Origin of the sequence: Mesorhizobium sp. M7A.F.Ca.US.006.01.1.1 (assembly GCF_003997935.1) — a bacterium.
GTDB lineage: Bacteria > Pseudomonadota > Alphaproteobacteria > Rhizobiales > Rhizobiaceae > Mesorhizobium.
The window spans coordinates 1-23029 of the sequence record NZ_RZQL01000106.1 but is presented as its reverse complement, the minus strand read 5'-3'; the positions used below and the strand labels follow the sequence as shown (position 1 = coordinate 23029).

29 protein-coding genes and 1 pseudogene are annotated in these 23029 nt (G+C 63.8%); 23 read left to right on the top strand and 7 right to left on the bottom strand.

Going from position 1 to position 23029, the window contains the following annotated elements; translation table 11 throughout:
- Positions 1–327 (top strand): hypothetical protein (locus EN943_RS19255; protein ID WP_127414185.1); only part of this gene is annotated, 327 nt, incomplete at its 5' end.
- A 23-nt stretch (positions 328–350) separates the two neighbouring features.
- Here EN943_RS19255 and EN943_RS19250 read toward each other — a convergent pair.
- From EN943_RS19250 to EN943_RS19240, 3 genes are read right to left on the bottom strand one after another with little or no spacing between them, the layout of a single operon-like run.
- Positions 351–1055: a glutathione S-transferase N-terminal domain-containing protein gene (locus tag EN943_RS19250; protein WP_127414184.1), complete on the bottom strand. Its 705-nt coding sequence runs from the start codon at positions 1053–1055 to the stop codon at positions 351–353.
- A gap of 56 nt (positions 1056–1111) precedes the next feature.
- Positions 1112–2320 carry a beta-ketoacyl-[acyl-carrier-protein] synthase family protein gene (locus EN943_RS19245; protein WP_127414183.1) on the bottom strand — a complete coding sequence of 403 codons (1209 nt, stop codon included), beginning with the start codon at positions 2318–2320 and terminating at the stop codon, positions 1112–1114.
- Between the two features lie 5 nt (positions 2321–2325).
- Positions 2326–2580 carry an acyl carrier protein gene (locus tag EN943_RS19240; RefSeq protein WP_013528393.1) on the bottom strand — a complete coding sequence of 85 codons (255 nt, stop codon included), beginning with the start codon at positions 2578–2580 and terminating at the stop codon, positions 2326–2328.
- A 221-nt stretch (positions 2581–2801) separates the two neighbouring features.
- On the opposite strand from EN943_RS19240, the gene EN943_RS19235 reads away from it, so the two are divergent.
- The 5 genes from EN943_RS19235 to EN943_RS19215 are packed head-to-tail and all read left to right on the top strand — an operon-like array spanning position 2802 to position 5176.
- Entirely contained in the window at positions 2802–3629 is an 828-nt protein-coding gene (locus EN943_RS19235) for an urease accessory protein UreD (protein ID WP_127414182.1), read from the top strand.
- A gap of 28 nt (positions 3630–3657) precedes the next feature.
- Positions 3658–3960, top strand: a complete 303-nt coding sequence (locus EN943_RS19230) for an urease subunit gamma (protein WP_015314510.1) — start codon at positions 3658–3660, stop codon at positions 3958–3960.
- Between the two features lie 11 nt (positions 3961–3971).
- Complete coding sequence (locus tag EN943_RS19225) at positions 3972–4226, top strand: DUF1272 domain-containing protein (RefSeq protein WP_127414181.1); 255 nt, start codon at positions 3972–3974, stop codon at positions 4224–4226.
- A gap of 48 nt (positions 4227–4274) precedes the next feature.
- The gene (locus tag EN943_RS19220; protein WP_127414188.1) at positions 4275–4862 is read left to right on the top strand and encodes a HupE/UreJ family protein; all 588 of its coding nucleotides are present in this window, start codon (positions 4275–4277) and stop codon (positions 4860–4862) included.
- Between the two features lie 8 nt (positions 4863–4870).
- Positions 4871–5176 carry an urease subunit beta gene (locus EN943_RS19215; protein ID WP_127414180.1) on the top strand — a complete coding sequence of 102 codons (306 nt, stop codon included), beginning with the start codon at positions 4871–4873 and terminating at the stop codon, positions 5174–5176.
- A 35-nt stretch (positions 5177–5211) separates the two neighbouring features.
- Here EN943_RS19215 and EN943_RS19210 read toward each other — a convergent pair whose 3' ends face one another.
- Positions 5212–5697 (bottom strand): hypothetical protein, encoded by a 486-nt coding sequence (locus tag EN943_RS19210; RefSeq protein WP_127414179.1) that lies wholly within the window; start codon positions 5695–5697, stop codon positions 5212–5214.
- A 129-nt stretch (positions 5698–5826) separates the two neighbouring features.
- Positions 5827–6210, bottom strand: coding sequence for a hypothetical protein (locus EN943_RS19205; protein WP_027040031.1), 384 nt, complete (start codon positions 6208–6210; stop codon positions 5827–5829).
- A 179-nt stretch (positions 6211–6389) separates the two neighbouring features.
- Between EN943_RS19205 and ureC the strand changes: the two genes are divergently transcribed.
- From ureC to EN943_RS19170, 7 genes are all read left to right on the top strand, one after another.
- Positions 6390–8105 (top strand): urease subunit alpha, encoded by a 1716-nt coding sequence (gene ureC, locus EN943_RS19200; protein WP_164754403.1) that lies wholly within the window; start codon positions 6390–6392, stop codon positions 8103–8105.
- A 92-nt stretch (positions 8106–8197) separates the two neighbouring features.
- The gene (locus tag EN943_RS19195; protein WP_127414178.1) at positions 8198–8791 is read left to right on the top strand and encodes a hypothetical protein; all 594 of its coding nucleotides are present in this window, start codon (positions 8198–8200) and stop codon (positions 8789–8791) included.
- 99 nt (positions 8792–8890) lie between these two features.
- Complete coding sequence (ureE, locus tag EN943_RS19190; RefSeq protein WP_127414177.1) at positions 8891–9478, top strand: urease accessory protein UreE; 588 nt, start codon at positions 8891–8893, stop codon at positions 9476–9478.
- Positions 9471–10142: an urease accessory protein UreF gene (locus EN943_RS19185; RefSeq protein WP_164778260.1), complete on the top strand. Its 672-nt coding sequence runs from the start codon at positions 9471–9473 to the stop codon at positions 10140–10142. Before ureE ends, EN943_RS19185 begins: the two co-directional genes overlap by 8 nt.
- Positions 10139–10579 carry a DUF3995 domain-containing protein gene (locus EN943_RS19180; protein WP_127414176.1) on the top strand — a complete coding sequence of 147 codons (441 nt, stop codon included), beginning with the start codon at positions 10139–10141 and terminating at the stop codon, positions 10577–10579. Before EN943_RS19185 ends, EN943_RS19180 begins: the two co-directional genes overlap by 4 nt.
- Positions 10576–11220, top strand: coding sequence for an urease accessory protein UreG (gene ureG / locus EN943_RS19175; RefSeq protein ID WP_127414175.1), 645 nt, complete (start codon positions 10576–10578; stop codon positions 11218–11220). Before EN943_RS19180 ends, ureG begins: the two co-directional genes overlap by 4 nt.
- Positions 11221–11302: 82 nt before the next feature.
- Positions 11303–12070: a class II aldolase and adducin N-terminal domain-containing protein gene (locus EN943_RS19170; RefSeq protein ID WP_127414174.1), complete on the top strand. Its 768-nt coding sequence runs from the start codon at positions 11303–11305 to the stop codon at positions 12068–12070.
- A 5-nt stretch (positions 12071–12075) separates the two neighbouring features.
- Here the strand turns inward: EN943_RS19170 and EN943_RS19165 are convergent, their stop codons facing one another.
- Positions 12076–12708, bottom strand: a complete 633-nt coding sequence (locus EN943_RS19165) for an HAD family phosphatase (protein WP_127414173.1) — start codon at positions 12706–12708, stop codon at positions 12076–12078.
- Between the two features lie 258 nt (positions 12709–12966).
- Here EN943_RS19165 and EN943_RS19160 point away from each other — a divergent pair, with 258 nt between their 5' ends.
- Positions 12967–13926: a sugar-binding transcriptional regulator gene (locus EN943_RS19160; protein ID WP_013528410.1), complete on the top strand. Its 960-nt coding sequence runs from the start codon at positions 12967–12969 to the stop codon at positions 13924–13926.
- Between the two features lie 37 nt (positions 13927–13963).
- On the opposite strand, the gene EN943_RS19155 is transcribed toward EN943_RS19160, so the two are convergent.
- Positions 13964–14149 (bottom strand): hypothetical protein, encoded by a 186-nt coding sequence (locus tag EN943_RS19155; RefSeq protein ID WP_127414172.1) that lies wholly within the window; start codon positions 14147–14149, stop codon positions 13964–13966.
- Positions 14150–14259: 110 nt separating this feature from the next.
- On the opposite strand from EN943_RS19155, the pseudogene gcvA reads away from it, so the two are divergent.
- The 9 genes and pseudogenes from gcvA to EN943_RS19110 all read left to right on the top strand — a co-directional run.
- Positions 14260–15164: pseudogene (gcvA, locus tag EN943_RS19150) on the top strand (transcriptional regulator GcvA).
- A 225-nt stretch (positions 15165–15389) separates the two neighbouring features.
- Complete coding sequence (locus EN943_RS19145; RefSeq protein WP_013528413.1) at positions 15390–16700, top strand: sugar ABC transporter substrate-binding protein; 1311 nt, start codon at positions 15390–15392, stop codon at positions 16698–16700.
- Positions 16701–16824: 124 nt separating this feature from the next.
- Positions 16825–17697, top strand: coding sequence for a sugar ABC transporter permease (locus tag EN943_RS19140; protein ID WP_127397763.1), 873 nt, complete (start codon positions 16825–16827; stop codon positions 17695–17697).
- A gap of 10 nt (positions 17698–17707) precedes the next feature.
- A complete protein-coding gene (locus tag EN943_RS19135; protein WP_023810705.1) occupies positions 17708–18532 on the top strand; it encodes a carbohydrate ABC transporter permease in 825 nt (274 codons plus the stop codon).
- A 69-nt stretch (positions 18533–18601) separates the two neighbouring features.
- Positions 18602–19600: an ABC transporter ATP-binding protein gene (locus EN943_RS19130; RefSeq protein WP_127414171.1), complete on the top strand. Its 999-nt coding sequence runs from the start codon at positions 18602–18604 to the stop codon at positions 19598–19600.
- A gap of 2 nt (positions 19601–19602) precedes the next feature.
- Complete coding sequence (locus EN943_RS19125) at positions 19603–20373, top strand: L-iditol 2-dehydrogenase (RefSeq protein WP_127414186.1); 771 nt, start codon at positions 19603–19605, stop codon at positions 20371–20373.
- Positions 20374–20516: 143 nt separating this feature from the next.
- The gene (locus tag EN943_RS19120; RefSeq protein ID WP_127414170.1) at positions 20517–21995 is read left to right on the top strand and encodes a mannitol dehydrogenase family protein; all 1479 of its coding nucleotides are present in this window, start codon (positions 20517–20519) and stop codon (positions 21993–21995) included.
- A 15-nt stretch (positions 21996–22010) separates the two neighbouring features.
- Positions 22011–22694: an HAD family hydrolase gene (locus EN943_RS19115; RefSeq protein ID WP_127414169.1), complete on the top strand. Its 684-nt coding sequence runs from the start codon at positions 22011–22013 to the stop codon at positions 22692–22694.
- Positions 22691–23029 (top strand): FGGY family carbohydrate kinase (locus EN943_RS19110; RefSeq protein ID WP_245475907.1); only part of this gene is annotated, 339 nt, incomplete at its 3' end. The genes EN943_RS19115 and EN943_RS19110, both read left to right, overlap by 4 nt.

The window sequence follows — 23029 nt, the reverse complement described above, 5'->3', positions numbered from 1 at the left end:
CCCGCGCCCGCCAAGGGCAAGGCGACCCAATCCAAGGCCGGCGCCGGCCCGGCGATGACGGCCCGTTCGAAGGACGCCAAGCCGGCCTTCGGCAAGGCAGCGCCGAAGAAAGTGGTGCCGGCCGCGGCCAAGGCTGCGCCGAAAGCGGCGAAGCCTAGAAAGCCGGCAAATACTGGCGATTCGCTGAGCGGCAGTGCCATGCGCACGGCCAAGGCCACGGCCAACGTCGCTGCCGGCGCGGTCATGGTGGCGGCCAGAGGCGCTGCGTCGCTCGCTGCTTCCGTCATGGGCAAAGGCGGTTCGAAGGCCAAAGCGAAGGCGAAATAGCCGCACTTTCGGAGGCTGTTCGACTATCCCTTGGCCGGGATGGTCAGCCCTTTTTGCACCGCCGGCCGCGCCAGGCCACGCTCCAGCCATGTTCCGACATGGACGAAATCGTCAAAGCCTACGAGTTCGCGCGCTTCGTAGAAGCCGATCAGGTTGCGCACCCAGCCGAGCAGCGAGATGTCGGCGATGGTGTAGTCATTGCCCATGATCCACTTGCGCCCCTTCAGCCTGCCGTCGAGCACGCCGAGCAGCCGCTTTGATTCGTCGCGATAGCGCTCCAGCGGGCGTTTGTCGGCGATCTCGCGACCGGCGAATTTGTGGAAGAAGCCGACCTGGCCGAACATCGGCCCGACCGAAGCCATCTGGAAGAACACCCACTGGATGGTCTCGTAGCGGCGCGCGGCATCAATGGGCATGAGCAGGCCGGTCTTTTCAGCGAGGTAGAGCAGGATGGCGCCGGATTCGAACAGTCCGATCGGCTTGCCGTCCGGACCGTTCGGATCGATGATCGCCGGGATCTTGCCGTTGGGGTTGAGCGACAGGAATTCCGGTGTCCAGCTTTCATTCTTGCCGATGTTGACCAGATGCGGCTCATAGGGCAGGCCGAGCTCCTCCAGGGCGATCGATATCTTCACGCCGTTCGGCGTTGTCGCCGAATAGAGCTGGAGCTGGTCCGGATGCTTGGCCGGCCAACGCGTTGCGATCGGAAAGGCGGACAGGTCGGCCATGAAAACTCCTGAAGAGGGTTCGCGTCGAGCGGCGCGCTTAGATCAGACAGCCTTGTTCAGACGGCCTTGAAGGCCAGCACGGCATTGGTGCCGCCGAACGCGAAGCCGTTGCTGATCGCGGCGCGCACCTTGCGCTCGCGCGGCACATTGGGCGTGACGTCGAGGTCGCAGTCGGGATCGGCCTCACGAAAATTGGCCGTCGGCGGCACGATGCCTTCGCGGATCGCCATCACGCAGGCGATCATCTCCAGCGCACCCGATGCGCCGAGGCAATGGGCGTGCATCGACTTGGTCGACGACACCGAAAGCTTGTAGGCATGGTCGCCGAAGACGCGCTTGATCGCTGCCGTCTCGATCTGGTCGTTGGCCTTGGTGCCGGTGCCATGGGCATTGAGGTAGTCGACATCCTCGGGATTGAAGCCGGCATCGGCCAGGCAGGCGCGCATGGCCGCCGTCGGCCCTTCGACGGTCGGAGCGACAATGTCGGAGGCGTCGGCGGAGAGGCCGGCGCCGGCGACCTCGGCAAGGATGGTGGCGCCACGCGCCATGGCGTGCTCGTACGTTTCCAGGACCGCCATGCCGGCGCCTTCGCCGAGCGACAGTCCCTGGCGGTCGGCCGAGAAGGGCCGGCAGGTGTCGGGCGCCAGCACGCGCAATGCTTCCCAGCCCTTCAGGATGCCCCAGACCAGCGGCGCATCGGTGCCGCCGGCGACCATCACGTCGGCGCGGCCAAGCCTGATCTGGTCGACGGCCGAGGCGATGGCGTGGTTGGATGAGGAGCAGGCCGAGGTGACGCCGAAGACCGGGCCGCGCAGGCCCAGATTCATGCTGACATGGCCGGAGGCAGCACTTGGCATGACCTTTGGCACGGTGAAGATACCAGCGCGGTTCTTGCCCTCGACCAGGATGGCGCGATAGCTCTCTTCGATCGCCTCCCAGCCGCAGACGCCGACACCGACGACGGTGCCCATCCGATAGGTGGTGGCTTCATTCGAAACCAGGCCGGCCTGCTGCATGGCTTCCCTGGCCGCGATCGTCGCCAGCAGGCTGAAGCGGTCCATCGACACGGTCTGCTTGCGGTCGATGCCGTGATCGGGAAGCGTCTTGATTTCGCAGCCGACCTTGACCTTCAAATCATGCAGTTGGGGACTTGTGATCTGGCCGATGGCCGAGCGGCCGGCGCGCATCTCGTTCCAGATCGCGGGCGCGCTGGTGCCGAGCCCGCAAATGCCGCCCATGCCTGTGATGACAACGCGCTGCCGCATTCAGTTCAGGCTTTTTTCGCGATCAGCGCGCGCACAGCTTCGACCATGTCGCCGACGTTCTTCAGATTGCTCCAGGCGTCGACCGTGTTCATCTCGATCTCGATGCCATACTCTTCCTCAAGATCGAAGATAATCTCCGTCAGCTCGAGCGAATGGATGCCAAGCGAGGTCAATTCGGTGGTGGTGGTGATTTCTTCGCCGCCCGGCTCGGCATGAGCCTTGATCTTCGCGATGATATCCGTTGCCAGCTGGTCGGCCATTCGGTTCCTTCCCCACTATCTCGCGTTTCCCGACGCCAACTGAGCAGCGCCCCTTTTTCTCCTGGTATCAAGCCGCCGCCGTCGTTTAATACCCCCGCCAAGCGCAGCATGACCGTACCAAGGTGGTTCCCTCTATAGAAACCGAAACGTTGTCAAGCAACAAGCTATATCGAACTCCGTATCGACAAAGCCGCCGGAGTGCTTAACGTGCAGGCATGGATATGGGCGAACATGGCGGGATTTCGACGCAGCGCGTTGCGGGCGTCGCGCGGCTTTCCTGCGCGCTCAGCGAGGGCCGCACGCGCCTGCGGCGCCTCTATCAGGACGGCGCCGCCAAGATAAGGATGCCGGCCGTCTCGGCCGATCCGTTTGAGGCGGTGCTGATCAACACCGCCGGCGGGATGACCGGCGGCGACCGTATCGCATGGGACGTGGATGTCGGCGCAGCCGCTTCGGCATCAATCACCACGCAGGCCTGCGAGAAGATCTACCGGGCGGCATCCGACCGTGCCGAAGTGCGGGTCAATTTGTCGGTCGGGGAGAACGGCCGCATCGCCTGGCTACCGCAGGAAACCATCGTCTTCGACCGGGCAGCCTTTGCCCGCACGCTCGACGTCGAGCTTGCCGTCGGCGCCGAGGCGCTGGTGCTGGAAGCCGCCGTCTTCGGCCGCCTGGCGATGGGCGAACGCGCCACGCAGGGCAACTTCCATGACCGCTGGCGTGTGCGCCAGGATGGCGCCCTCGTTCATGCCGAGGATTTCCGCATCGGACCCGATATCGCCGCCAGGCTCGATCGCCCGGCGGTTGCCGGCGGCGCGATCGCGGTGGCGACGCTGCTTCTGGTGTCGCCGCGCGCCGAGGCCCTGCTCGACCGGGTTCTGGAGATCGTCGGCGACCAAGGCAGCGCCAGCGCCTGGAGCGTGAAGAAATCTGGCAAGCTTCTTGCGAGGCTCTACGCCGGGGACGGCTACCGGCTGCGCCAGCGGCTGGTTCCACTCGTCGAATTGCTCAACGGAAGGGCGGGGTTGCCCAAATTATGGTCACTATAGGCCTGTCTCTACCAATCCAGGGAAACGCATGAACCTGACGCCGAGGGAAAAGGACAAGCTGCTGATCGCCATGGCGGCGATCGTGGCGCGCAAGCGGCTCGAACGCGGCGTCAAGCTCAACCATCCGGAAGCGATCGCGCTGATCACCGACTTCGTCGTCGAGGGTGCCCGCGACGGCCGCCCGGTCGCCGAACTGATGGAAGCCGGCGCTCATGTCGTCAGCCGCGCGCAAGTCATGGAAGGCATCGCCGAGATGATCCATGACGTGCAGGTCGAGGCGACTTTTCCCGACGGCACCAAACTGGTGACCGTGCACGAACCGATCCGCTGAGGGAGGACAGGATGCTGGAGCTGCGTCCCAACTGCGAGTGCTGCGACAAGGACCTGCCGCCTGAAGCGACGGATGCGCTGATCTGCACCTTCGAATGCACCTTTTGCGCCGGATGCGTGGAACAGGTGTTGGGCGGCATCTGCCCCAATTGCGGCGGTGGTTTTTCGGCGCGGCCGATCCGGCCAGTGGCAATGCTGAAGAAACATCCGGCGTCGAGCAGACGCGTTCTCAAGGCCGAAGGCTGCGGCCCCCGCAAGGCGGCGTAAACACCAGACCTATCAAAACGAAAGGCAAATAGAATGATGCCCGCTAAAATGATGTCGGCCAAACGCCTCTGCCTGTCGGCGATCCTGCTGCTGGCCGCTGCCATGCCGGCCTATGCCCATGTCGGCATCGGCACGGCCTCCTCCTTCACGGCCGGCTTCATGCACCCGCTTTCCGGGCTCGATCACATGACGGTGATGATCGCGGTCGGACTGTGGGCGGCGATCAAGGGCGGCAAGGCGGTTCTTGCCTGGCCGGCGGCTTTTGTCGGTGTCATGCTGGTCGGCGGCGCGCTGGGCATGCTGCATATGCCGCTGCCCTTCGTCGAACCGGGCATACTGGCATCGGTCGTGACGCTCGGGCTGCTGGTGGCGCTGGCGATCGATCTGCCGGTCTCGGCCGGCGTCGCCATCATCGGCCTGTTCGCGCTGTTCCACGGCCACGCGCATGGCACCGAGGTGCCGGAGAATGCCGGTGGGCTTGAATACATGGCCGGCTTTGCCATCGCCACGCTGTTGCTGCATGCCACCGGCATCGCCGCCGGTCTCAGTCTCGGCATCCGGTTCCGTGCCCTGGCCCGCGCTGCCGGTGCGGCCTGCGCGGCGATCGGCATCGGTCTCGCCTTCGGCATCGTGTGAGGGTGACCATGATCCCCGGTGAAATCATCACGGTGGGCGGCGACATCGAGCTCAACAAGGGCCTGCCGACCGTCATCCTGAAAGTCGCCAACAGCGGCGACCGGCCGATCCAGGTCGGCAGCCACTACCATTTCTTCGAGACCAATGAGGGGCTGAAATTCGACCGTGAGCGCGCCAGGGGCATGCGTCTCGACATTGCCGCGGGCACCGCCATGCGTTTCGAGCCGGGCCAGGAGCGCGACGTCACGCTGGTGCCACTCGGCGGCAAACGCGAGGTCTACGGATTTCAGCAGAAGGTGATGGGCAAGCTGTGAGATCTCAAGCTGTGAGATCTTTCGGCGCGCTCAGCTCAGTTCGATGGCTTGGCCGCGGCGTAGATGACGATCTTTCCGGGATCGTCGAATTCGACGGCAAGGACATCCTGCGCCTGCACGCGCCGCGATTCGATGGCGTTGAACAGCAGCGCGTTGGCCTCGATCTCCTTGCGCAGCTCGGTGATGTCGTCCTGATGCTGCTTGACCTTGCTTTCGATCTCCGGCGGCGGGCCGCCTTCGCTGCGCGCGGCGTCGGTGAGGAACACGATGTCGACCTTGTCGAGCTTGGACGTCTTGCGCACCGTACCGATGTTTTCGCGCGTGCGGTCGATCGCCGTGTTGACGTTTGCGGCCTCGGTGGTGGCCTTGGTCTCTTCCTGCTTGACCTGCGAGCCGACGATGCGGTTGACGGTCTCCGTGCTTTCCAGCCCTTGCGCCTTCAATCCGGTAGCAGGACCGGCAGCCGCCAGGAACGCCATGGCGGCGACTGCCTGCATTCTGGTCGAGAAAGTGATCGCCATCGCTCGCTCCTGAGAGAAATCGTTTCGGGGCGCGGGTTAGCGCGAAAAGAACAAAACGAATCCCGCCCGGCGAAGGTTCCTTTCCCGATGCGGCCGGCCGGCCGGATGCCGGCCCGCCGTGCCGTGGCGTCAGCTCGCCTTCTTGGTGATCAGGGTCAGTGCGCCATTGGGTTCCATACTGGCCGCGACCACCTGCGCCGAGGTCATTCCCTTGGCCTCCAGCGCGGACTTCACCTTGGGTGTGGCGTCGATCGAGCTGCGCAGTTTCTTCAAGCCGTCATCGCCGCGCTGGGCGATCACCTGGTTGACCTGCGTCTGGGTGTCCTTTGGCAGTTCCGTGATGTCGACGATGTTGACGCTCTGGATCGTCGGTACCGCCGGCTGAGCCTGGGGCGTGGCTGGAGCAGGCGTTGCCGGCGCCGGAGTGGGCTGTGGCGCGGGTTGCTGCTGGGCACTGGCGGCGCCCGCCAGCATCAGGCTGGCTGCGGCGGCAAGAACTATCGTTTTGCGCATGGATTTTCCTTTCCATCGATTGGCAAACGGTCGGTCTGGGGTGACCCCCTAACCTCAACCGCCAAATGGGATCAGAAGGTGTCGCCCAGCAGGTCATTGCGTGACCATAGGATGGCAGCAATGTGCAGCCGCGCTTCAATCCAACCACGTTTCGGCAAACCGCATTTCGGGAGCAATCGCTGATGGCCAGAATTACCCGCGCCGCCTATGCGCAGATGTATGGCCCGACGGTCGGCGACAGAGTGCGCCTTGCCGACACCGAACTGTTCATCGAGGTCGAGAAGGATCTCACCATCCATGGCGAGGAGGTGAAATTCGGCGGTGGCAAGGTAATCCGCGACGGCATGGGCCAGAGCCAGGTTTCCAGGGCCCAGGGCGCCGTCGACACGGTGATCACCAACGCGCTGGTGGTCGACGCCAGCGCCGGCATCTTCAAGGCCGATATCGGGCTTCGCGACGGGCGCATCGCGGCCATCGGCAAGGCCGGCAATCCGGACACGCAGGACGGTGTCACCATCATCATCGGCCCCGGCACCGAGATCATCGCCGGCGAAGGCAAGATCCTGACATCAGGCGGCTTCGACGCGCATATCCACTTCATCTGCCCGCAGCAGATCGAGGAAGCGCTGATGTCGGGCATCACCACCATGCTCGGCGGCGGCACGGGTCCGGCGCACGGCACGCTGGCCACCACCTGTACGCCGGGGCCATGGCACATGGCGCGCATGATCCAGTCCTTCGACGCCTTTCCAATGAACATCGGCCTGTCGGGCAAGGGCAATGCTTCCCTGCCCGCAGCACTCGAGGAAATGGTGCTGGGCGGCGCCTGTTCGCTGAAGCTGCACGAGGACTGGGGCACAACGCCGGCGGCCATCGACTGCTGCCTGTCGGTCGCCGACGATTACGACGTGCAGGTGATGATCCACACCGATACGCTGAACGAATCCGGCTTCGTCGAAAACACGGTCGCGGCGATCAAGGGCCGCACCATCCATGCCTTCCACACCGAGGGCGCCGGCGGCGGCCACGCACCCGACATAATCAAGGTCTGCGGCCTGCCCAACGTCATCCCGTCCTCGACCAATCCGACGCGGCCCTACACGGTCAACACGCTGGCCGAGCATCTCGACATGCTGATGGTCTGCCATCATCTGTCGCCGTCGATCCCCGAAGACATCGCCTTTGCCGAAAGCCGCATCCGCAAGGAGACCATCGCGGCGGAAGACATTTTGCACGACATCGGCGCCTTCTCGATCATCTCGTCGGATTCGCAGGCCATGGGCCGTGTCGGCGAAGTGGCGATCCGCACCTGGCAAACCGCCGACAAGATGAAACGCCAGCGCGGCTCGCTGCCGCAGGAGACCGGCAACAACGACAATTTCCGCGTCCGCCGCTACATCGCCAAATACACCATCAACCCGGCCATCGCGCATGGACTGTCGAAAGATATCGGCTCGATCGCGGTCGGCAAACGCGCCGACCTGGTGCTGTGGAACCCGGCCTTCTTCGGCGTCAAGCCGGACATGGTGCTGATCGGCGGCATGATCGCCGCCGCCCCGATGGGCGACCCCAACGCCTCGATCCCGACGCCGCAGCCGATGCACTACCGGCCGATGTTCGGCGCCTACGGCAAGGCCAGGACCAACTCGTCGGTGACCTTCGTTTCGAAAGCCGCGCTCGAATCCGGCCTGCACGGCAGGCTCGGTGTCGACAAGCAGTTCGTCGCCGTCGAAAACACCCGCGGCGGCATCGGCAAGCATTCGATGGTGCTCAACGACGCCACGCCGCATGTCGAGGTCGATCCCGAAACCTACGAGGTGCGTGCCGACGGTGAGCTTTTGACCTGCGAGCCGGCCACGGTGCTGCCGATGGCGCAGCGGTATTTTCTGTTCTGAAGCGGCGATTCGACCGGGCGAGCATTATCCGTTGCAGCCCTTGGTGGCAGGCAGCAATATGCGGCCGACCAACAGCTGCATTGTGATCGAGCATGACCACCGAAATCGCCTCCGCCCACGACATCTTTCCGCACATCCGCATCGTCATGGGCATGGTGATCGGACTTGGCGTCGCCCGCCTGCTGTCGGGGGTGGCACGCATCGTCCAGCATCCCGGCCAGTACAAGCTCTATACCGTGCATCTGGCCTGGGTCGTCTCGGTGCTCCTGATGCTGGTGCATTTCTGGTGGTGGGAGTTCGGCCTCTACGCCATCGAAACCTGGACCTTCGGCAAATATTTGTTCATCATCTTCTACGCGATCACGCTGTTCCTGCTGTGCGCGCTTTTGTTTCCCGATTCGATGCTGGACTACACCAGCTACGAGGATTTCTTCTACTCGCGCCGTGCCTGGTTCTTCGGCCTGCTGGCGGCGACCTATCTGCTCGACGTGATCGACACGCTGCTGAAGGGGCCGGAGCATTTCGCCCGCTTCGGCAGCGAGTATCTGTTCCGCACGCCTGTCTTCGTCGCGCTCTGCATCATCGCGATCCTGATGCGCGACCGCCGCTTCCACATCGCCTTCGTGACGGCGGCGCTTATCTACCAGATATCGTTCATCCTGCGGCTCTTCGACACCATCGTCTGAACGAACGCGACGGTCTAGCGTGTTGGGAAAGGCAGGATTCGACATGTACGAGGCCGTCGGATCGCGTGTGCGGGGACAAGCAGATGGGGAATCCATGAAATGAAACTCAACCTCAACACCGACTTCACCAAATTCCCGCGCGCCGTCTCGGTGCTGTCCGCCGGCCATGCCGGAACCACCCTACCGTCCGGCCGGGCCATTCTCGCCCATGACGAGCGGCATCTGCGCCGCCGGGCCATCGAACTTGCCGACGGCAGCAAGGTGCTGGTCGACTTGCCCGAACCCGTTGCCTTGAACGATGGCGACCGGCTGGTGCTGGAGGATGGCGGCCATGTCGAGATCACCGCGGCGCCGGAAGAGGTCTACGACATCCGCGCCCGCGACACCGTGCATCTGGCCGAACTCGCCTGGCATATCGGCAACCGCCATCTCGCCGCAGGCATCGAGGCCGGGCGTATCCTCATCCTGCGCGACCATGTCATCAAGGCGATGCTGGAGGGGCTGGGCGCCACGGTGACCGACGTTTCCGAACCATTCAAGCCGGTGCGCGGCGCCTATTCCGGCCATGGTGGGCAAAGCCACGATCACGGCCATGCGCATGCGCACAGCCACGCCGAAGCGCACAGCCATTCTCATAGCGAGTCGCATTCGCACAGTCACGCCGGCCATCACCACGATCATGACTGACCAGCCTTCGAACATCGCCCTGCTGCGGCTGATGGCGTGGCTGTCGCCTGCCTTCCCGGTCGGCGGCTTTTCCTACAGCCATGGTCTCGAGCGTGCGGTGCATGACGGGCTGGTTGCCGATGCCGGGAGCCTGGCCGACTGGCTGGAAACGCTTGTCGAGATCGGTTCGGGCTGGAACGACGCCATGCTGTTCGCCGAAAGCTGGCGCCGGGCACGCGGCACCGGTGATCTCGATGAAGTGGCGGCACTCGCCGAGGCGCTGGCCGGCTCGCGCGAACGCCATACCGAGACCATGCTTCAGGGTGCGGCCTTCCTCAAAGCGGCGGCAGCCTGGCCTAATCCGGTGCTGGCACGCTTGCCGGCCGAATGCGCCTATTGCGTCGCCGTCGGCGCCATTGCCGGCGGCAACGGCATCGCGCTTCAGGATGCGCTGTCCGCCTTCCTGCAAACCTTCTTCTCCAGCCTCGTGCAGGCAGCGATCCGGCTTGGCATCGTCGGCCAGAGCGGCGCGACCATGTTGTTAGCCGGCTTCGAGCCGCAGGCGCTGTTGACCGCAAGCCGCGCCGCGCGCTCGACATTGGACAGTCTCGGCGGCTGCGCCTTCGTCTCCGATGTCATGGCGATGAAGCACGAAACCCAGTATTCGCGATTGTTCCGCTCATGACTTTTCTCGCCTTCTCGCTTTCGGCCGTCCTACTCCTGGTTACCGCGCTGCACGCCTATTGGGGCCTTGGCGGCATCTGGCCGGGCAAGGATGCGGCCTCCTGCGCTCGCGCCGTGGTCGGCTTTCGCGGCGTCGATGAGATGCCGACGCCGTTCGCCAGCTTTGCTGTTGCCGCGTGCCTGTGCCTGGCGACGCTGTGGCCGCTGGCGCTCATAGGCGTCTTTGCCTCGCCTTTTCCCCGGGAAGGCCTCGCCGCCACCGCGCTGCTCATCGGTCTGGTGTTCCTGGGGCGCGGCATTGCCGGCTTCACGCCATGGTGGCGGCGGCTGACGCCGGAACAGCCTTTCGCGCGGCTCGATGTCCGCTATTATTCGCCGCTGTGCCTGTTGATCGGGCTCGGCTTTGCCATCCTCGCCATCACGGAGTTTCCCGCATGACACAGACAAATGGTCCGCTGCGCGTCGGCATTGGCGGCCCGGTCGGTTCGGGCAAGACGACGCTGACCGAAAAGCTGTGCAAGGCGCTGCGCGACGAGTTTTCCATCGCCGTCGTCACCAACGACATCTACACCAAGGAAGACGCCATGATGCTGGCGCGGCTGCAGGCGCTGCCCGAGGATCGCATCATGGGTGTCGAGACCGGCGGCTGCCCGCACACCGCCATCCGCGAGGATGCCTCGATCAATCTGCAGGCGATCGCGCAGATGAACAGGAAATTCCCGGATCTCGACATCGTCTTCATCGAATCCGGCGGCGACAACCTCGCCGCCACCTTCTCGCCGGATCTGGCCGACCTGACGCTCTATGTCATCTCGGTTTGCCAGGGCGAGGAGATCCCGCGCAAGGGCGGGCCGGCGATCACCCGCTCCGATTTCCTGGTGATCAACAAGAGCGATCTTGCTCCTTACGTGAACGTCAATCTCGATGTCATGGAGAGCGACGCCGGCCGCATGCGCGGCAAGCGGCCGTTCGGCTTCACCGACCTGTCGCGCGGCAAGGGACTGCAGGAGGTGATCGATTTCATCATCGAGCATGGCGGCCTGCGAGCCGGCGCTGCCGCTGCCAGCACGGTGGCGTGAAACAGCTGTCCCTGCACCAACCAAAACCGGTTGCGGGGATCGACTGGCCACGGCATTCTTGCCGAAACCGGAGGATTTTTCGATGAGCCTTGCCCGTCTGCAGAAGGAAACGCTGACCAACCTGCCCTTCTATGAGGAGCGCGTCGATCTCGCCTGCGCCTTTCGCTGGACGGCACGGCTCAACATGCACGAGGCGGTGGCCAATCATTTCTCGCTGGCCGTCAATGATGCCGGCACACAGTTCCTGATGAACCCCAACCAGGTGCATTTCTCGCGCATCAAGGCCAGCGACCTTCTGATGATCGATGCCAACGATCCAGAAACGCTCTCCGGCCCCAATGCGCCCGACCCGACGGCGTGGGGGCTGCATGGCGCCATCCATCGCAATGTGCGCCACGCGCGCTGTGTCATGCATGTACACTCGATCCACGCCACGGTGCTGGCATCGCTCGCTGACTCGACATTGCCGCCGATCGACCAGAATTCGGCGATGTTCTTCAACCGCCATGTCGTCGACGCGCATTATGGCGGGCTGGCCTTCGAGGAGGAGGGCGAGCGCTGCTCGCAGCTTCTCGTCGACCCCAAGGTCAAGGTGATGGTGATGGGCAATCACGGCGTGCTGGTCATCGGCGACACGGTCGCCGATGCCTTCAACCGCATGTTCTATTTCGAACGCGCCGCCGAGACCTACATCAAGGCGCTGTGGACCGGCCGCCCGCTGCGCACACTGTCCGACGCGATCGCCGAAAAGGCGGCGAGCGAGATGGACGATTATCCCGGCCAGGCCGAACGCCATCTCAGCGAATTGAAGGCGATCCTCGACGAGCAGGAACCTGTTTATCGGAACTGATTGCCTTACAGGCCTAGTTCTGCCCGGAGCTGTTCGGCGCTGTTGATGACGACGGCGCCGGGTGGTCCTTCCATCGGCCTTTCCGGCCAGAAAATCGTCTTCATGCCCGCCGCCAGCCCCGCCATGGCGCCCGGCCAGCTGTCGTCGATCGCCACGGCGTGCACAGGGTCGACATCGGCCAGATAGGCGGCGCGCAGGAACGGCTCGGCATGCGGCTTGCCTTCGCGCACGTCGTTGCGGCTGATCGTCTTCATGCCGGGGTAGATCAGGCCCACCATGCTCAGATTGGCGTCGACGATCATCCGGTCCGAATTCGAGACCACGGCCTGCTGGATGCCTCTTGCACGCAGTTCGTTGAAGATCTCGATCGCGCCGGGGCGCGGCTTCAAGCTCTCCACCAGCGGCAGGTAGTGTTCGTATTTGCGCATGATCCAGTCGTCGAAAGGCAGGGCCAGGCCGAACTCGTCGCGCATCATCTCGTAGACCGGCCAGGCGGCGACGCCGAGCACGCGCTCATGCAGATCGTCCGGCGGGACAAGGCCGACATTGCGCATTGCCGCCACCAGGGCTGCTTCGTGCAGCGGTTCGCTGTCGACCAGCGTGCCGTCCATGTCCCAGAAAACCGCTTTCGGCGTCATGCGAGGCTCCTTTTTGCCATCCCTTAAAGGGTTTGAGCCGGGAGATAAACCTTCGGGACCGAAGAAGGAGCCGCCTGCCGGGACCGCGGCCAACTCTCCTTGGCGACGCAGGCATCGTGGGGGACGAGAAACTGGGCCGTGCCTACGCCGAGGAACAGCAAGCAATTGCCCCCGAGATTGACAATTGCGCAGCAGGCCGTTCCCTGCGAAAGTGGGCAAAGGCCGCTCTCATGACCGGCGGTCTCGGGAGGCAGGACTTTGAATAGCCGGCAGGATGGTGGCAGCAACAGGCTGGACGATGCGGCGCGCGCCGGCTGGCTTTATTATGTTGCCGGCAACACACAGGACCAGATCGCTTCGACGCTCGGCATCTCGCGGCAAACGGCGCAGCGGCTGGTGTCGCTGGCGGTGTCGGAGGGCTTGATCAAGGTTCGCGTCGACCATCCGATCGCCAACTGCCTCGATCTGGCGGCACGGCTGAGATCGCGCTTTGCGCTCGATCTGGTCGAGGTGGTGCCGAGCGACCCCAATTCGTCCTCGACCACGATCGGCATCGCCGAGGCGGCTGCCGCCGAGATCGAACGGCGGCTGCGGTCGCCGACCCCGATCGTCATGGCGATCGGCACCGGGCGCACGCTGAAGGCGGCGATCGAGCAGCTGCCGCCGATGGAATGCCCGCAGCACAAGGTGGTGTCGTTGACCGGCAACATCTCGCCGGACGGCTCGGCAGCCTTCTACAACGTCATCTTCACCATGGCCGACAGGGTCAAGGCGCGCTCGTTCCCGATGCCGCTGCCGGTCATCGCCTCGTCGCCGGAGGAGCGCGAGATGCTCCTCAACCAGCCGATGATCCAGCCGACGCTGGCGCTGGCGGCGGAAGCCGACGTCACCTTCATCGGCATCGGCGATCTCGGCCCCAAGGCGCCGCTCTACGAGGACGGCTTCATTTCGGAGAGCGAATTGAAGGCGCTGCAGAAGGCCGGCGGCATCGCCGAGATCGTCGGCTGGGTGTTCGATAGGGAAGGCCGCATGATCGAAGGCATCACCAACGACCGGGTGTCGTCGGCGTCGCTGCCGTCACGCGAAAAATCGCTGGTCATCGCACTGGCCATGGGCGAACGAAAGCTGCCGGGCATCCTGGCGGCCGCCAACCGGCGGCTGATCAATGGCCTCATCACCGATGAGCGAACCGCCGCCGCCCTGCTGGCTAGCATCTGACCGGAACCACAACTGATTTGCGATAAAACCAACCGCGCTAGCTGTGCCGCCCGAAAGGGTCGTTGCCATCGAGAAAACCGAGATCGCGCTGCAGATGCGGCGACAGGTCCCTGATGTCGAGATGTACCCGTTTCTTGGCCGCGAACCAGCCGAATCCGTCTGTCAGCCACGAAATCCAGCGGTGATCCGGAGCGGGAGTGCATTTTTGCTGCGCCATGGTCATGATCGTCAACCTTCGCTATCGTGAACCCGAATGACGGGTTGACTGGGAATGTCGGTCTTGACGGCAGCCTTTGCCAATCGAACGTCGATAAGGACCCATAAGGAGGCTTTATGCCGGACCTCAGCTCTCGGCAGGTTTCACAGCTTCCGCCGTTGCAGGCGATCCGGGTGTTCGAAGCGGTGGCGCGGCATCTTTCCTTCACCAAGGCGGCCGAGGAACTTGCCATGACGCAAGCGGCGGTCAGCTATCAGATCAAGGTGCTGGAGGAACGGGTCGGTGCGCCGCTGTTCCTGCGCCGGCCGCGCCAGATCGCACTCACCGAGGCCGGACAGCGCCTCGCGCCGGCGGTCAGCGAGGCCTTTGCCATTCTCGGCCAGGCCTATGCGGCGGCGCGTGGCGGCGCCGACGGATTGCTGTGCGTCACGACGGTGCTGACCTTTGCCTCGAACTGGCTGGCGCACCATCTGGGGTCATTCCAGATCGCTCATCCCTCCCTTGCCGTGCGGCTCGAAACGTCGAGCCGGCTGACGGATTTCGCCCGCGAGGATGTCGACCTCGCCATCCGGTCGGGCGGCGGCAAATGGCCGGGGCTGGAAGCCTACAAGCTGCTCGATGCCGATTTCACGCCGATGCTGAGCCCGAAGCTCGCTGCAAGCATCGGCAGTGTCAGGGAACCGGCGGACCTGTTGCGACTGCCGATCCTCGATCCCGGCGACATCTGGTGGACGCAATGGTTCGAGGCTGCCGGTGTGCACTCGCACGATCTTGCCAAGCGGCCCGGCAGCAGCATGGGCGCGCAGGCCTACGAAGCCAATGCGGCGATCGCCGGTCATGGCGTCGCGATCCTGACCAGGGCGCTGTTCAAGGCGGACTCGCCGACGGGCGCCTGATCCAGCCTTTCGATCTGGTTGGCGACGACGGCCATGCCTATTGGCTGGTCTACCCCGAGGCGCGCCGCAACGTGCCGAAGATCCGTGCCTTCCGCGATTGGCTGCTGGCCGAGATCGCCTGCTGACCGGCAAGCTTCCGGGCTGCACCTGGTTCTCGCAGATCTATCCGCTGTTGCCTCACTGCATGCGGCCAAGACGATCCTCGCCCTGGCAATTTCCGCTCTTCCCGGCCCGCGGTGTCGCCCGGGTGCTGCGCTGCAGCATCGAATCCGACTTGACATAATTCACGCCAAGTGAGTAATTGCCCAAAGCCAAGGCAAATGCTCATCTTGGTTCAAGGGAGGAATTTGATGAAACTTCGCACGCTCACCCTGGGCTTGTTGTCGGCCAGCACGCTTGCGTTCGCCGCACATGCCGAATCCATCACCATCGCCACCGTCAACAATGGCGATATGGTCCGCATGCAAAAGCTGACCGAGGACTTCACCAAGGCGAACCCCGACATCCAGCTCAACTGGGTTACGCTTGAGGAAAACGTGCTGCGCGAGCGCGTCACCACCGACATCGCCACCAAGGGCGGCCAGTACGACGTGATGACCATCGGCACCTATGAGGTTCCGATCTGGGCCAAGCAGAGCTGGCTCCTGCCGCTCGACAAGCTCGGCGACGACTATGACGCCAAGGACATCATCCCGGCCATTGCCGGCGGCCTTTCGGTCGACGGTAAGCTCTATGCCGCGCCCTTCTACGGCGAAAGCTCCTTCGTCATGTACCGCAAGGACCTGATGGACAAGGCCGGGCTGAAGATGCCCGACGCGCCGACCTGGGACTTCATCAAGCAGGCCGCCGACAAGATGACCGACCGCGCCAATGGCGTGAACGGCGTCTGCCTGCGCGGCAAGGCCGGCTGGGGCGAGAACATGGCTTTCCTGACCGCCATGTCGAACTCCTTCGGCGCCCGCTGGTTCGATGAAAACTGGAAGCCGCAGTTCGATCAGCCGGAATGGAAGAACACGTTGCAGTTCTATGTCGACCTGATGAAGGCCGACGGCCCCGAGGGTGCTTCCTCCAACGGCTTCAACGAAAACCTGGCGCTGTTCCAGCAGGGCAAATGCGGCATGTGGATCGACGCCACGGTCGCGGCGTCCTTCGTTTCAGACCCGAAGAACTCGACCGTCGCCGACAAGGTCGGCTATGCGCTGGCGCCCGACAATGGCCTGGGTAAGCGCGGCAACTGGCTGTGGGCCTGGTCGCTGGCCATCCCCGCCGGCACGCAGAAGGCCGATGCCGCCGAGAAGTTCGTCTCCTGGGCGACCAGCAAGCACTATGCGGAGCTCGTCGCTTCGAAGGAAGGCTGGGCCAACGTTCCTCCGGGCACGCGCTCCTCGCTCTATGCCAATGCCGAGTACCAGAAGGCGGCTCCGTTCGCCAAGATGACGCTGGACTCCATCAACGCCGCCGATCCGACGCATCCGACGGTCAAGCCGGTGCCCTATGTCGGCGTGCAGTTCGTCGCCATCCCTGAGTTCCAGGGTCTTGGCACCACGGTCGGCCAGCTCTTCTCGGCGGCGCTTGCCGGCCAGTCGAGCGTCGACGACGCGCTGAAGCAGGCCCAGGACGCTGCCACCGCGGCAATGACCGAAGGCGGATACATCAAGTAAGGCTCCTCCCGGTGCCGACTGCCGGTCGCCTCCTTGACCGGCAACGGCCGCCCGAGTTCCCAGTTCGGGCGGCCGCCTTTAACGCCTTTTGAAAATTCTGTCTGACCAGTGAAGGGTGACCGTCATGGCTACTCAGCAGACCCGTTCGCTTGCCCGTTTCATGATGGCGCCATCCGTGGTGCTGCTGTTCGTCTGGATGATTGTGCCGCTGGTCATCACCATCTGGTTCTCCTTCCAGCAATACAACCCGCTCAATCCGATCCGCGACGGCTTTGTCGGCTTCTCGAATTACGCACTGTTCTATTCCAACCCGGCCTTCCTGCAGTCGATCCTCAACACGCTCACCCTGGTGGTCAGCGTGCTCCTGATCACAGTGATCGGCGGCATCCTTCTGGCGCTGCTGATCGACCAGCCGATGTGGGGCCAGGGCATCGTGCGCATCCTCGTCATCTCACCGTTCTTCGTCATGCCGCCGGTGGCCGCATTGGTCTGGAAGAACATGATCATGCACCCGCAATACGGGGTGTTCGCCGATATAGCCCGCTTCTTCGGGGCCCAGCCGATCGACTGGTTCGGGCAACATCCGATGCTGGCGATCATCATCATCGTCGCCTGGCAGTGGCTGCCTTTCGCGACGCTCATCCTCTTGACCGCACTGCAGTCGCTCGACGGTGAGCAAAAGGAAGCCGCCGAGATGGACGGCGCCGGCTTCGTCAGCCGCTTCATCTATCTGACGCTGCCGCACATGTCGCGCGCCATCACGGTCGTCATCCTGATCCAGACGATCTTCCTCCTCTCCGTCTATGCCGAGATCCTCGTCACCACCAATGGCGGCCCGGGATACGCCTCCACCAACCTGCCCTTCCTCGTCTACCAGAAGGCGTTGCTGGAATTTAAAATCGGCCAGGCATCCGCCGGCGGCGTGATCGCCGTCATTCTCGCCAACATCGTTGCCTTCTTCGCCATGCGCGCCGTCGGCAAGAACCTGGACAAGTAAGGGAGGCACGATGGCACGCTCAGTCACCACCCAGCACAAGACGATTGCGACAGTTGCCGCCTGGATCGTCGCCCTGCTGATCTTCTTCCCGATCCTCTACACGATCATCACCTCGTTCAAGTCGGAGCAGGAAGCCATCCAGGGCTTCAGCATCATCCCGTCGGGAACGTTCGAGAGCTATGCCGAGGTTCAGGCGCAAAGCGGCTACTTCAAATTCTTCTTCAACTCGGTGCTGCTCTCGGTCGGCTCGACCATCCTGGCCCTGCTGGTCGCCATACCGGCGGCATGGTCGATGGCCTTCTCGCCGACCAAGCGGACCAAGGACATCTTGATGTGGATGCTGTCCACCAAGATGATGCCTGCGGTCGCGGTGCTGTTCCCGATCTACCTGATCTTCCGCGACACCGGACTGCTCGACAGCCGCATCGGCCTGATGATCATGCTGATGCTGATCAACCTGCCGATCGTGGTGTGGATGCTCTACACTTATTTCCGCGAAATACCGGGCGAGATCCTGGAAGCGGCGCGCATGGACGGCGCATCGCTGTGGAACGAGATCGTCTATGTGCTGACGCCGATGGCGGTGCCGGGCATCGCCTCGACGATGCTGCTCAACATCATCCTGGCCTGGAACGAGGCGTTCTGGACAATCCGGCTGACGACGACGGAAGCCGCACCCCTGACCGCCTTCATCAGCTCGTTCTCCAGCCCGCAAGGCCTGTTCTGGGCCAAGCTTTCGGCCGCCTCGACACTGGCCATCGCGCCGATCCTGATCATGGGCTGGTTCAGCCAGAAGCAGCTGGTTCGCGGCCTGACATTTGGTGCGGTCAAATAGTTGGTGGTGCGGTGAAATAACGGAATTGCCCGAAGCAATCGGCAGAAATAACCCCTCGGGGAGGAAATCATGGGAAACATCACGCTCAAGAACGTCTCCAAATCCTTCGGAGCGACGTCCATCATCCCCGGTCTCGACCTGGTGATCGAGAATGGCGAGTTCGTCGTCTTCGTCGGCCCGTCGGGTTGCGGCAAGTCAACGCTGCTGCGGCTGATCGCCGGGCTGGAGGACACCAGCGGCGGTTCCATCAACATCGACGGCCGCGACGTCACCGGCGAGGCCCCGGCCAAGCGCAAGCTGGCGATGGTGTTCCAGTCCTACGCACTCTATCCGCACATGACGGTGGCCAAGAATATCGGCTTCCCGCTGAAGATGGCCGGTGAGGACAAGGCCACTATCGACAAGAAGGTGGGAGACGCGGCGCGCGTGCTCAACCTGACCAACTATCTCGAACGCCGGCCCGGCCAGCTTTCCGGCGGCCAGCGCCAACGCGTCGCCATCGGCCGCGCCATCGTGCGTCAGCCGACCGCCTTCCTGTTCGACGAACCGCTGTCCAACCTCGATGCGGCGCTGCGCGGCACCATGCGGCTGGAGATCAGCGAGCTGCACCATCAGCTCAAGACCACCATGATCTACGTTACCCACGACCAGGTCGAAGCCATGACCATGGCCGACAAGATCGTCGTGCTGAACGCCGGCAACATCGAACAGGTCGGCTCGCCGATGGAGCTCTACAAGACGCCGAAGAACCTGTTCGTCGCCGGCTTCATCGGCTCGCCGAAGATGAACCTGATAGAAGGCGCGCCGGCTGCCAAAAACGGCGCCGAGACCATCGGCATCCGTCCCGAGCACCTGGAGATCTCGACCACGGCGGGCGAATGGAAGGCGGTCGTCGGCGTCGCCGAGCATCTCGGCTCCGACACCTTCCTGCATGTCCAGGCCGATGGCGTCGGTCCGCTCACGGTGCGCGCCGACGGCGAACTCGCCGTCCATCATGGCGACACCATCTACCTGACAGCAGACAAGGCCAAGCTGCATCGCTTCGGCGCCGACGGAAAGGCGATGTGAACATGAGACTGGCCGGCAAATCCGCGCTGATCACCGGTTCGGCCCGTGGCATCGGCAGAGCCTTCGCCGAAGCCTATGCCGGCGAAGGCGCCACCGTCGCCATCGCAGACATCAATCTCGAGGCGGCGCAGAAGACCGCCGCCGAGATCGGCGGCAAGGCCTATGCGGTCAAGCTCGACGTCACCGACCTTGCCTCGATCGAAGCGGCGGTGAAAGCCGTCGAGACGAAGACCGGCGGCCTCGATATCCTGATCAACAACGCCGCCCTGTTCGACCTGGCGCCGATCGTCGAGATCACCAAGGCAAGTTACGACAAATTGTTTTCCGTCAATGTCGCCGGCACGCTGTTCATGCTGCAGGCGGCCGCCCGCTCGATGATCGCCGCTGGCCGGGGCGGCAGGATCATCAACATGGCGAGCCAGGCCGGGCGCCGCGGCGAGGCGCTGGTCGGCGTCTATTGCGCCACCAAGGCCGCCGTCATCTCGCTGACCCAGTCAGCGGGGCTCGACCTCATCAAGCACCGCATCAACGTCAACGCGATTGCCCCTGGCGTCGTCGACGGCGAGCACTGGGATCACGTCGATTCGCTGTTCGCCAAATATGAGAACCGGCCGAGGGGCGAGAAGAAGAAACTGGTCGGCGAGGCGGTGCCGTATGGCCGCATGGGCACGGCGCAGGACCTCACCGGCATGGCGGTGTTTCTCGCCAGCAGCGACGCCGAATACATTGTCGCCCAGACCTACAATGTCGATGGCGGCCAGTGGATGAGTTGAGCGCGGGGGACGGCCCCTGCTCCCCGTCCCTCCGCGGGGAGCAGAGGCCGACATCAGAGGCCGCGTAGCAAGTGCCCCCTTATCCTCTCACCGACCGGGAGAGGGCGTAACGAAGGCCGAAACCCGGCCAAAGGGTAAAACAGATGACCGTGAAACTCTCGTCCTCTAACCTCTCCAAGCTGCCCGCCAACGTCACAGGTCCGAAGTATGACCGCGCGACGCTGAAGGCCGGCATCGTGCATTTCGGCGTCGGCAATTTCCACCGCTCGCATCAGGCCGTCTATCTCGACGATCTGTTCAATGCGGGCATCGGCCATGACTGGGCGCTGGTCGGCGCCGGCGTGTTCGAAGGCGAGAAGATCGGCCGCGCCAAGCTGGAAGAGCAGGACTGGCTGACCACCGTGGTCGAGCAGGACTCTGGCCATATGAGCGCCCGCGTCACCGGCGCCATGATTGACTTCCTGATGCCCGGCGATGCCGCCGGCATCATCGAACGGCTCGCCGATCCGGCGATCAAGATCGTTTCGCTGACCATCACCGAAGGCGGCTATTTCATCGACCCGGCCTCCGGCGTGTTCAACCCGACCCATCCCGACATCGTCGCCGACGCGCAGGCCGGCGCCACGCCGAAGACGGTGTTCGGTATCATCCTTGCCGGACTGGTGCGCCGCCGCGACGAGGGCACCGTGCCGTTCACGGTGATGTCGTGCGACAACATTCCCCACAATGGCCATGTCACCTCGGACGGCGTCATCGGCCTGGCCCGCCTGATCGACGAGGATCTGGCGAACTGGGTGAGCGAGCATGTCGCCTTTCCGAACGGCATGGTCGATCGCATCACGCCGGCCACCACCGACCGCGAACGCGGCATCCTGGCCAAGGATTTCGGCCTCGAGGACAACTGGCCGGTGTTCTGCGAGCCGTTCCGGCAATGGGTGCTGGAGGACCATTTCACCGATGGCCGGCCGCCGTTGGAAAAGGTCGGCGTGCAGTTCGTCAAAGACGTTGCGCCTTATGAACTGATGAAGATCCGCATCCTCAATGGCGGCCATGCCACTATCGCCTATCCGGCCGGCCTGATGGATATTCATTTCGTGCATGAGGCGATGCAGGAGCCGCTGGTGAGCGGCTTTCTGGCCAAGCTCGAACGGGAAGAAATCATCCCGACCGTGCCGCCGGTGCCGGACACGGTCCTGGAAGACTATTACCAGCTCATCGAGAGCCGCTTTTCCAATCCCAAGATCGGCGACACGGTGCGCCGGCTCTGCCTCGACGGCTCCAACCGCCAGCCAAAATTCATCATCCCGACCATCGCCGACCGGCTGAAGGCCGGAAAAAGCGTCGCCGGCCTGGCGCTGGAATCGGCATTGTGGTGCCGCTACTGCTTCGGCACGACGGACAGCGGCGCCGTCATCGAGCCCAACGACCCGAGCTGGGACCGGCTGCAGGCCACGGCAAAAGCTGCAAAGGACGCTCCCGCCGCCTGGCTTGCCATGGAGGACATCTATGGCGATGTCGGCCGCGCGACGGCGTTTGTCGAGGCCTTCGCCCATGCGCTCAACGTTCTGTGGGCGAATGGCGCGCGCGCCACGCTGACGCGCTACCTCGCCGGCAAGCTCTGAGAGCCATTCGCCGCCATGACGCCTGAACTGGTCATCTTCGACTGCGATGGCGTGCTGGTCGACAGCGAGGCGCTCTCCGTCTCGGCGCTGCTCGGCATGGTCAAACTTGCCGGCGGCAGCGTCAGTGAGGATGCCGCTTACGAGCATTTCCTCGGCAAGAGCATGAAAAGCGTGCGCGAGATCCTCGGCCGCGACTTCGGGCTCGATATCACCGACCTGCACCTGACCGAGATGCGCGTCGAATTGATGCGCAAATTCCGCGAGGAGCTGAAGCCGATCGCCGGCGTCAGGAAGATGCTGCCCAAGCTTGGGGTGCCGTACTGTGTCGCGTCCTCGGGCACGCTCGACCGCATCCGCTACGCGCTCGACGTCACCGGATTGCTTGGGCTGATGGAGCCGCATCTGTTCAGTGCCACCATGGTGGCCAAGGGAAAGCCGGCGCCGGATCTGTTCCTGCATGCCGCCGCCAGCATGCGGGCCCATCCGCGCAAATGCCTCGTCGTCGAGGACAGCCCGGCCGGCATCATTGCTGCGCGGGCGGCAGGGATGCGCGTGCTCGCCTTCACCGGCGGCTCGCATGCCGGCAACCCGACCTTGAAAGCGCGGCTTGCGTCGAGTGAGCCGGACTTTATATTCGCTGACATGCTGCAATTGCCCGATCTGATTGCAGGCCTGGGAGCGAGAGACAGAGCATCTTGACGAAACAGTTCGTTTGCGCGGTCGATGTCGGCACCGGGAGCGCTCGCGCGGGCATTCTCGACGCCACAGGCACCTTGCTCGGCCGCGCCGACCGGCCGATTGCCATGAACCAGCCGAAGCCCGATCACGCCGAGCATGATTCGCGCGATATCTGGTCGGCCGTCTGCACCGCCGTGCGCGCTGCCCGCGAAAAAGCCGGTGTCGAGCCTGAGGACATCGTCGGCATCTCCTTCGATGCCACCTGTTCGCTGGTGGTGCGCGACCGGCAAGGCAGCCAGCTCAGTGTCTCGGTCACGGGCGACAAGCGCTGGGACACCGTCGTCTGGCTCGACCAC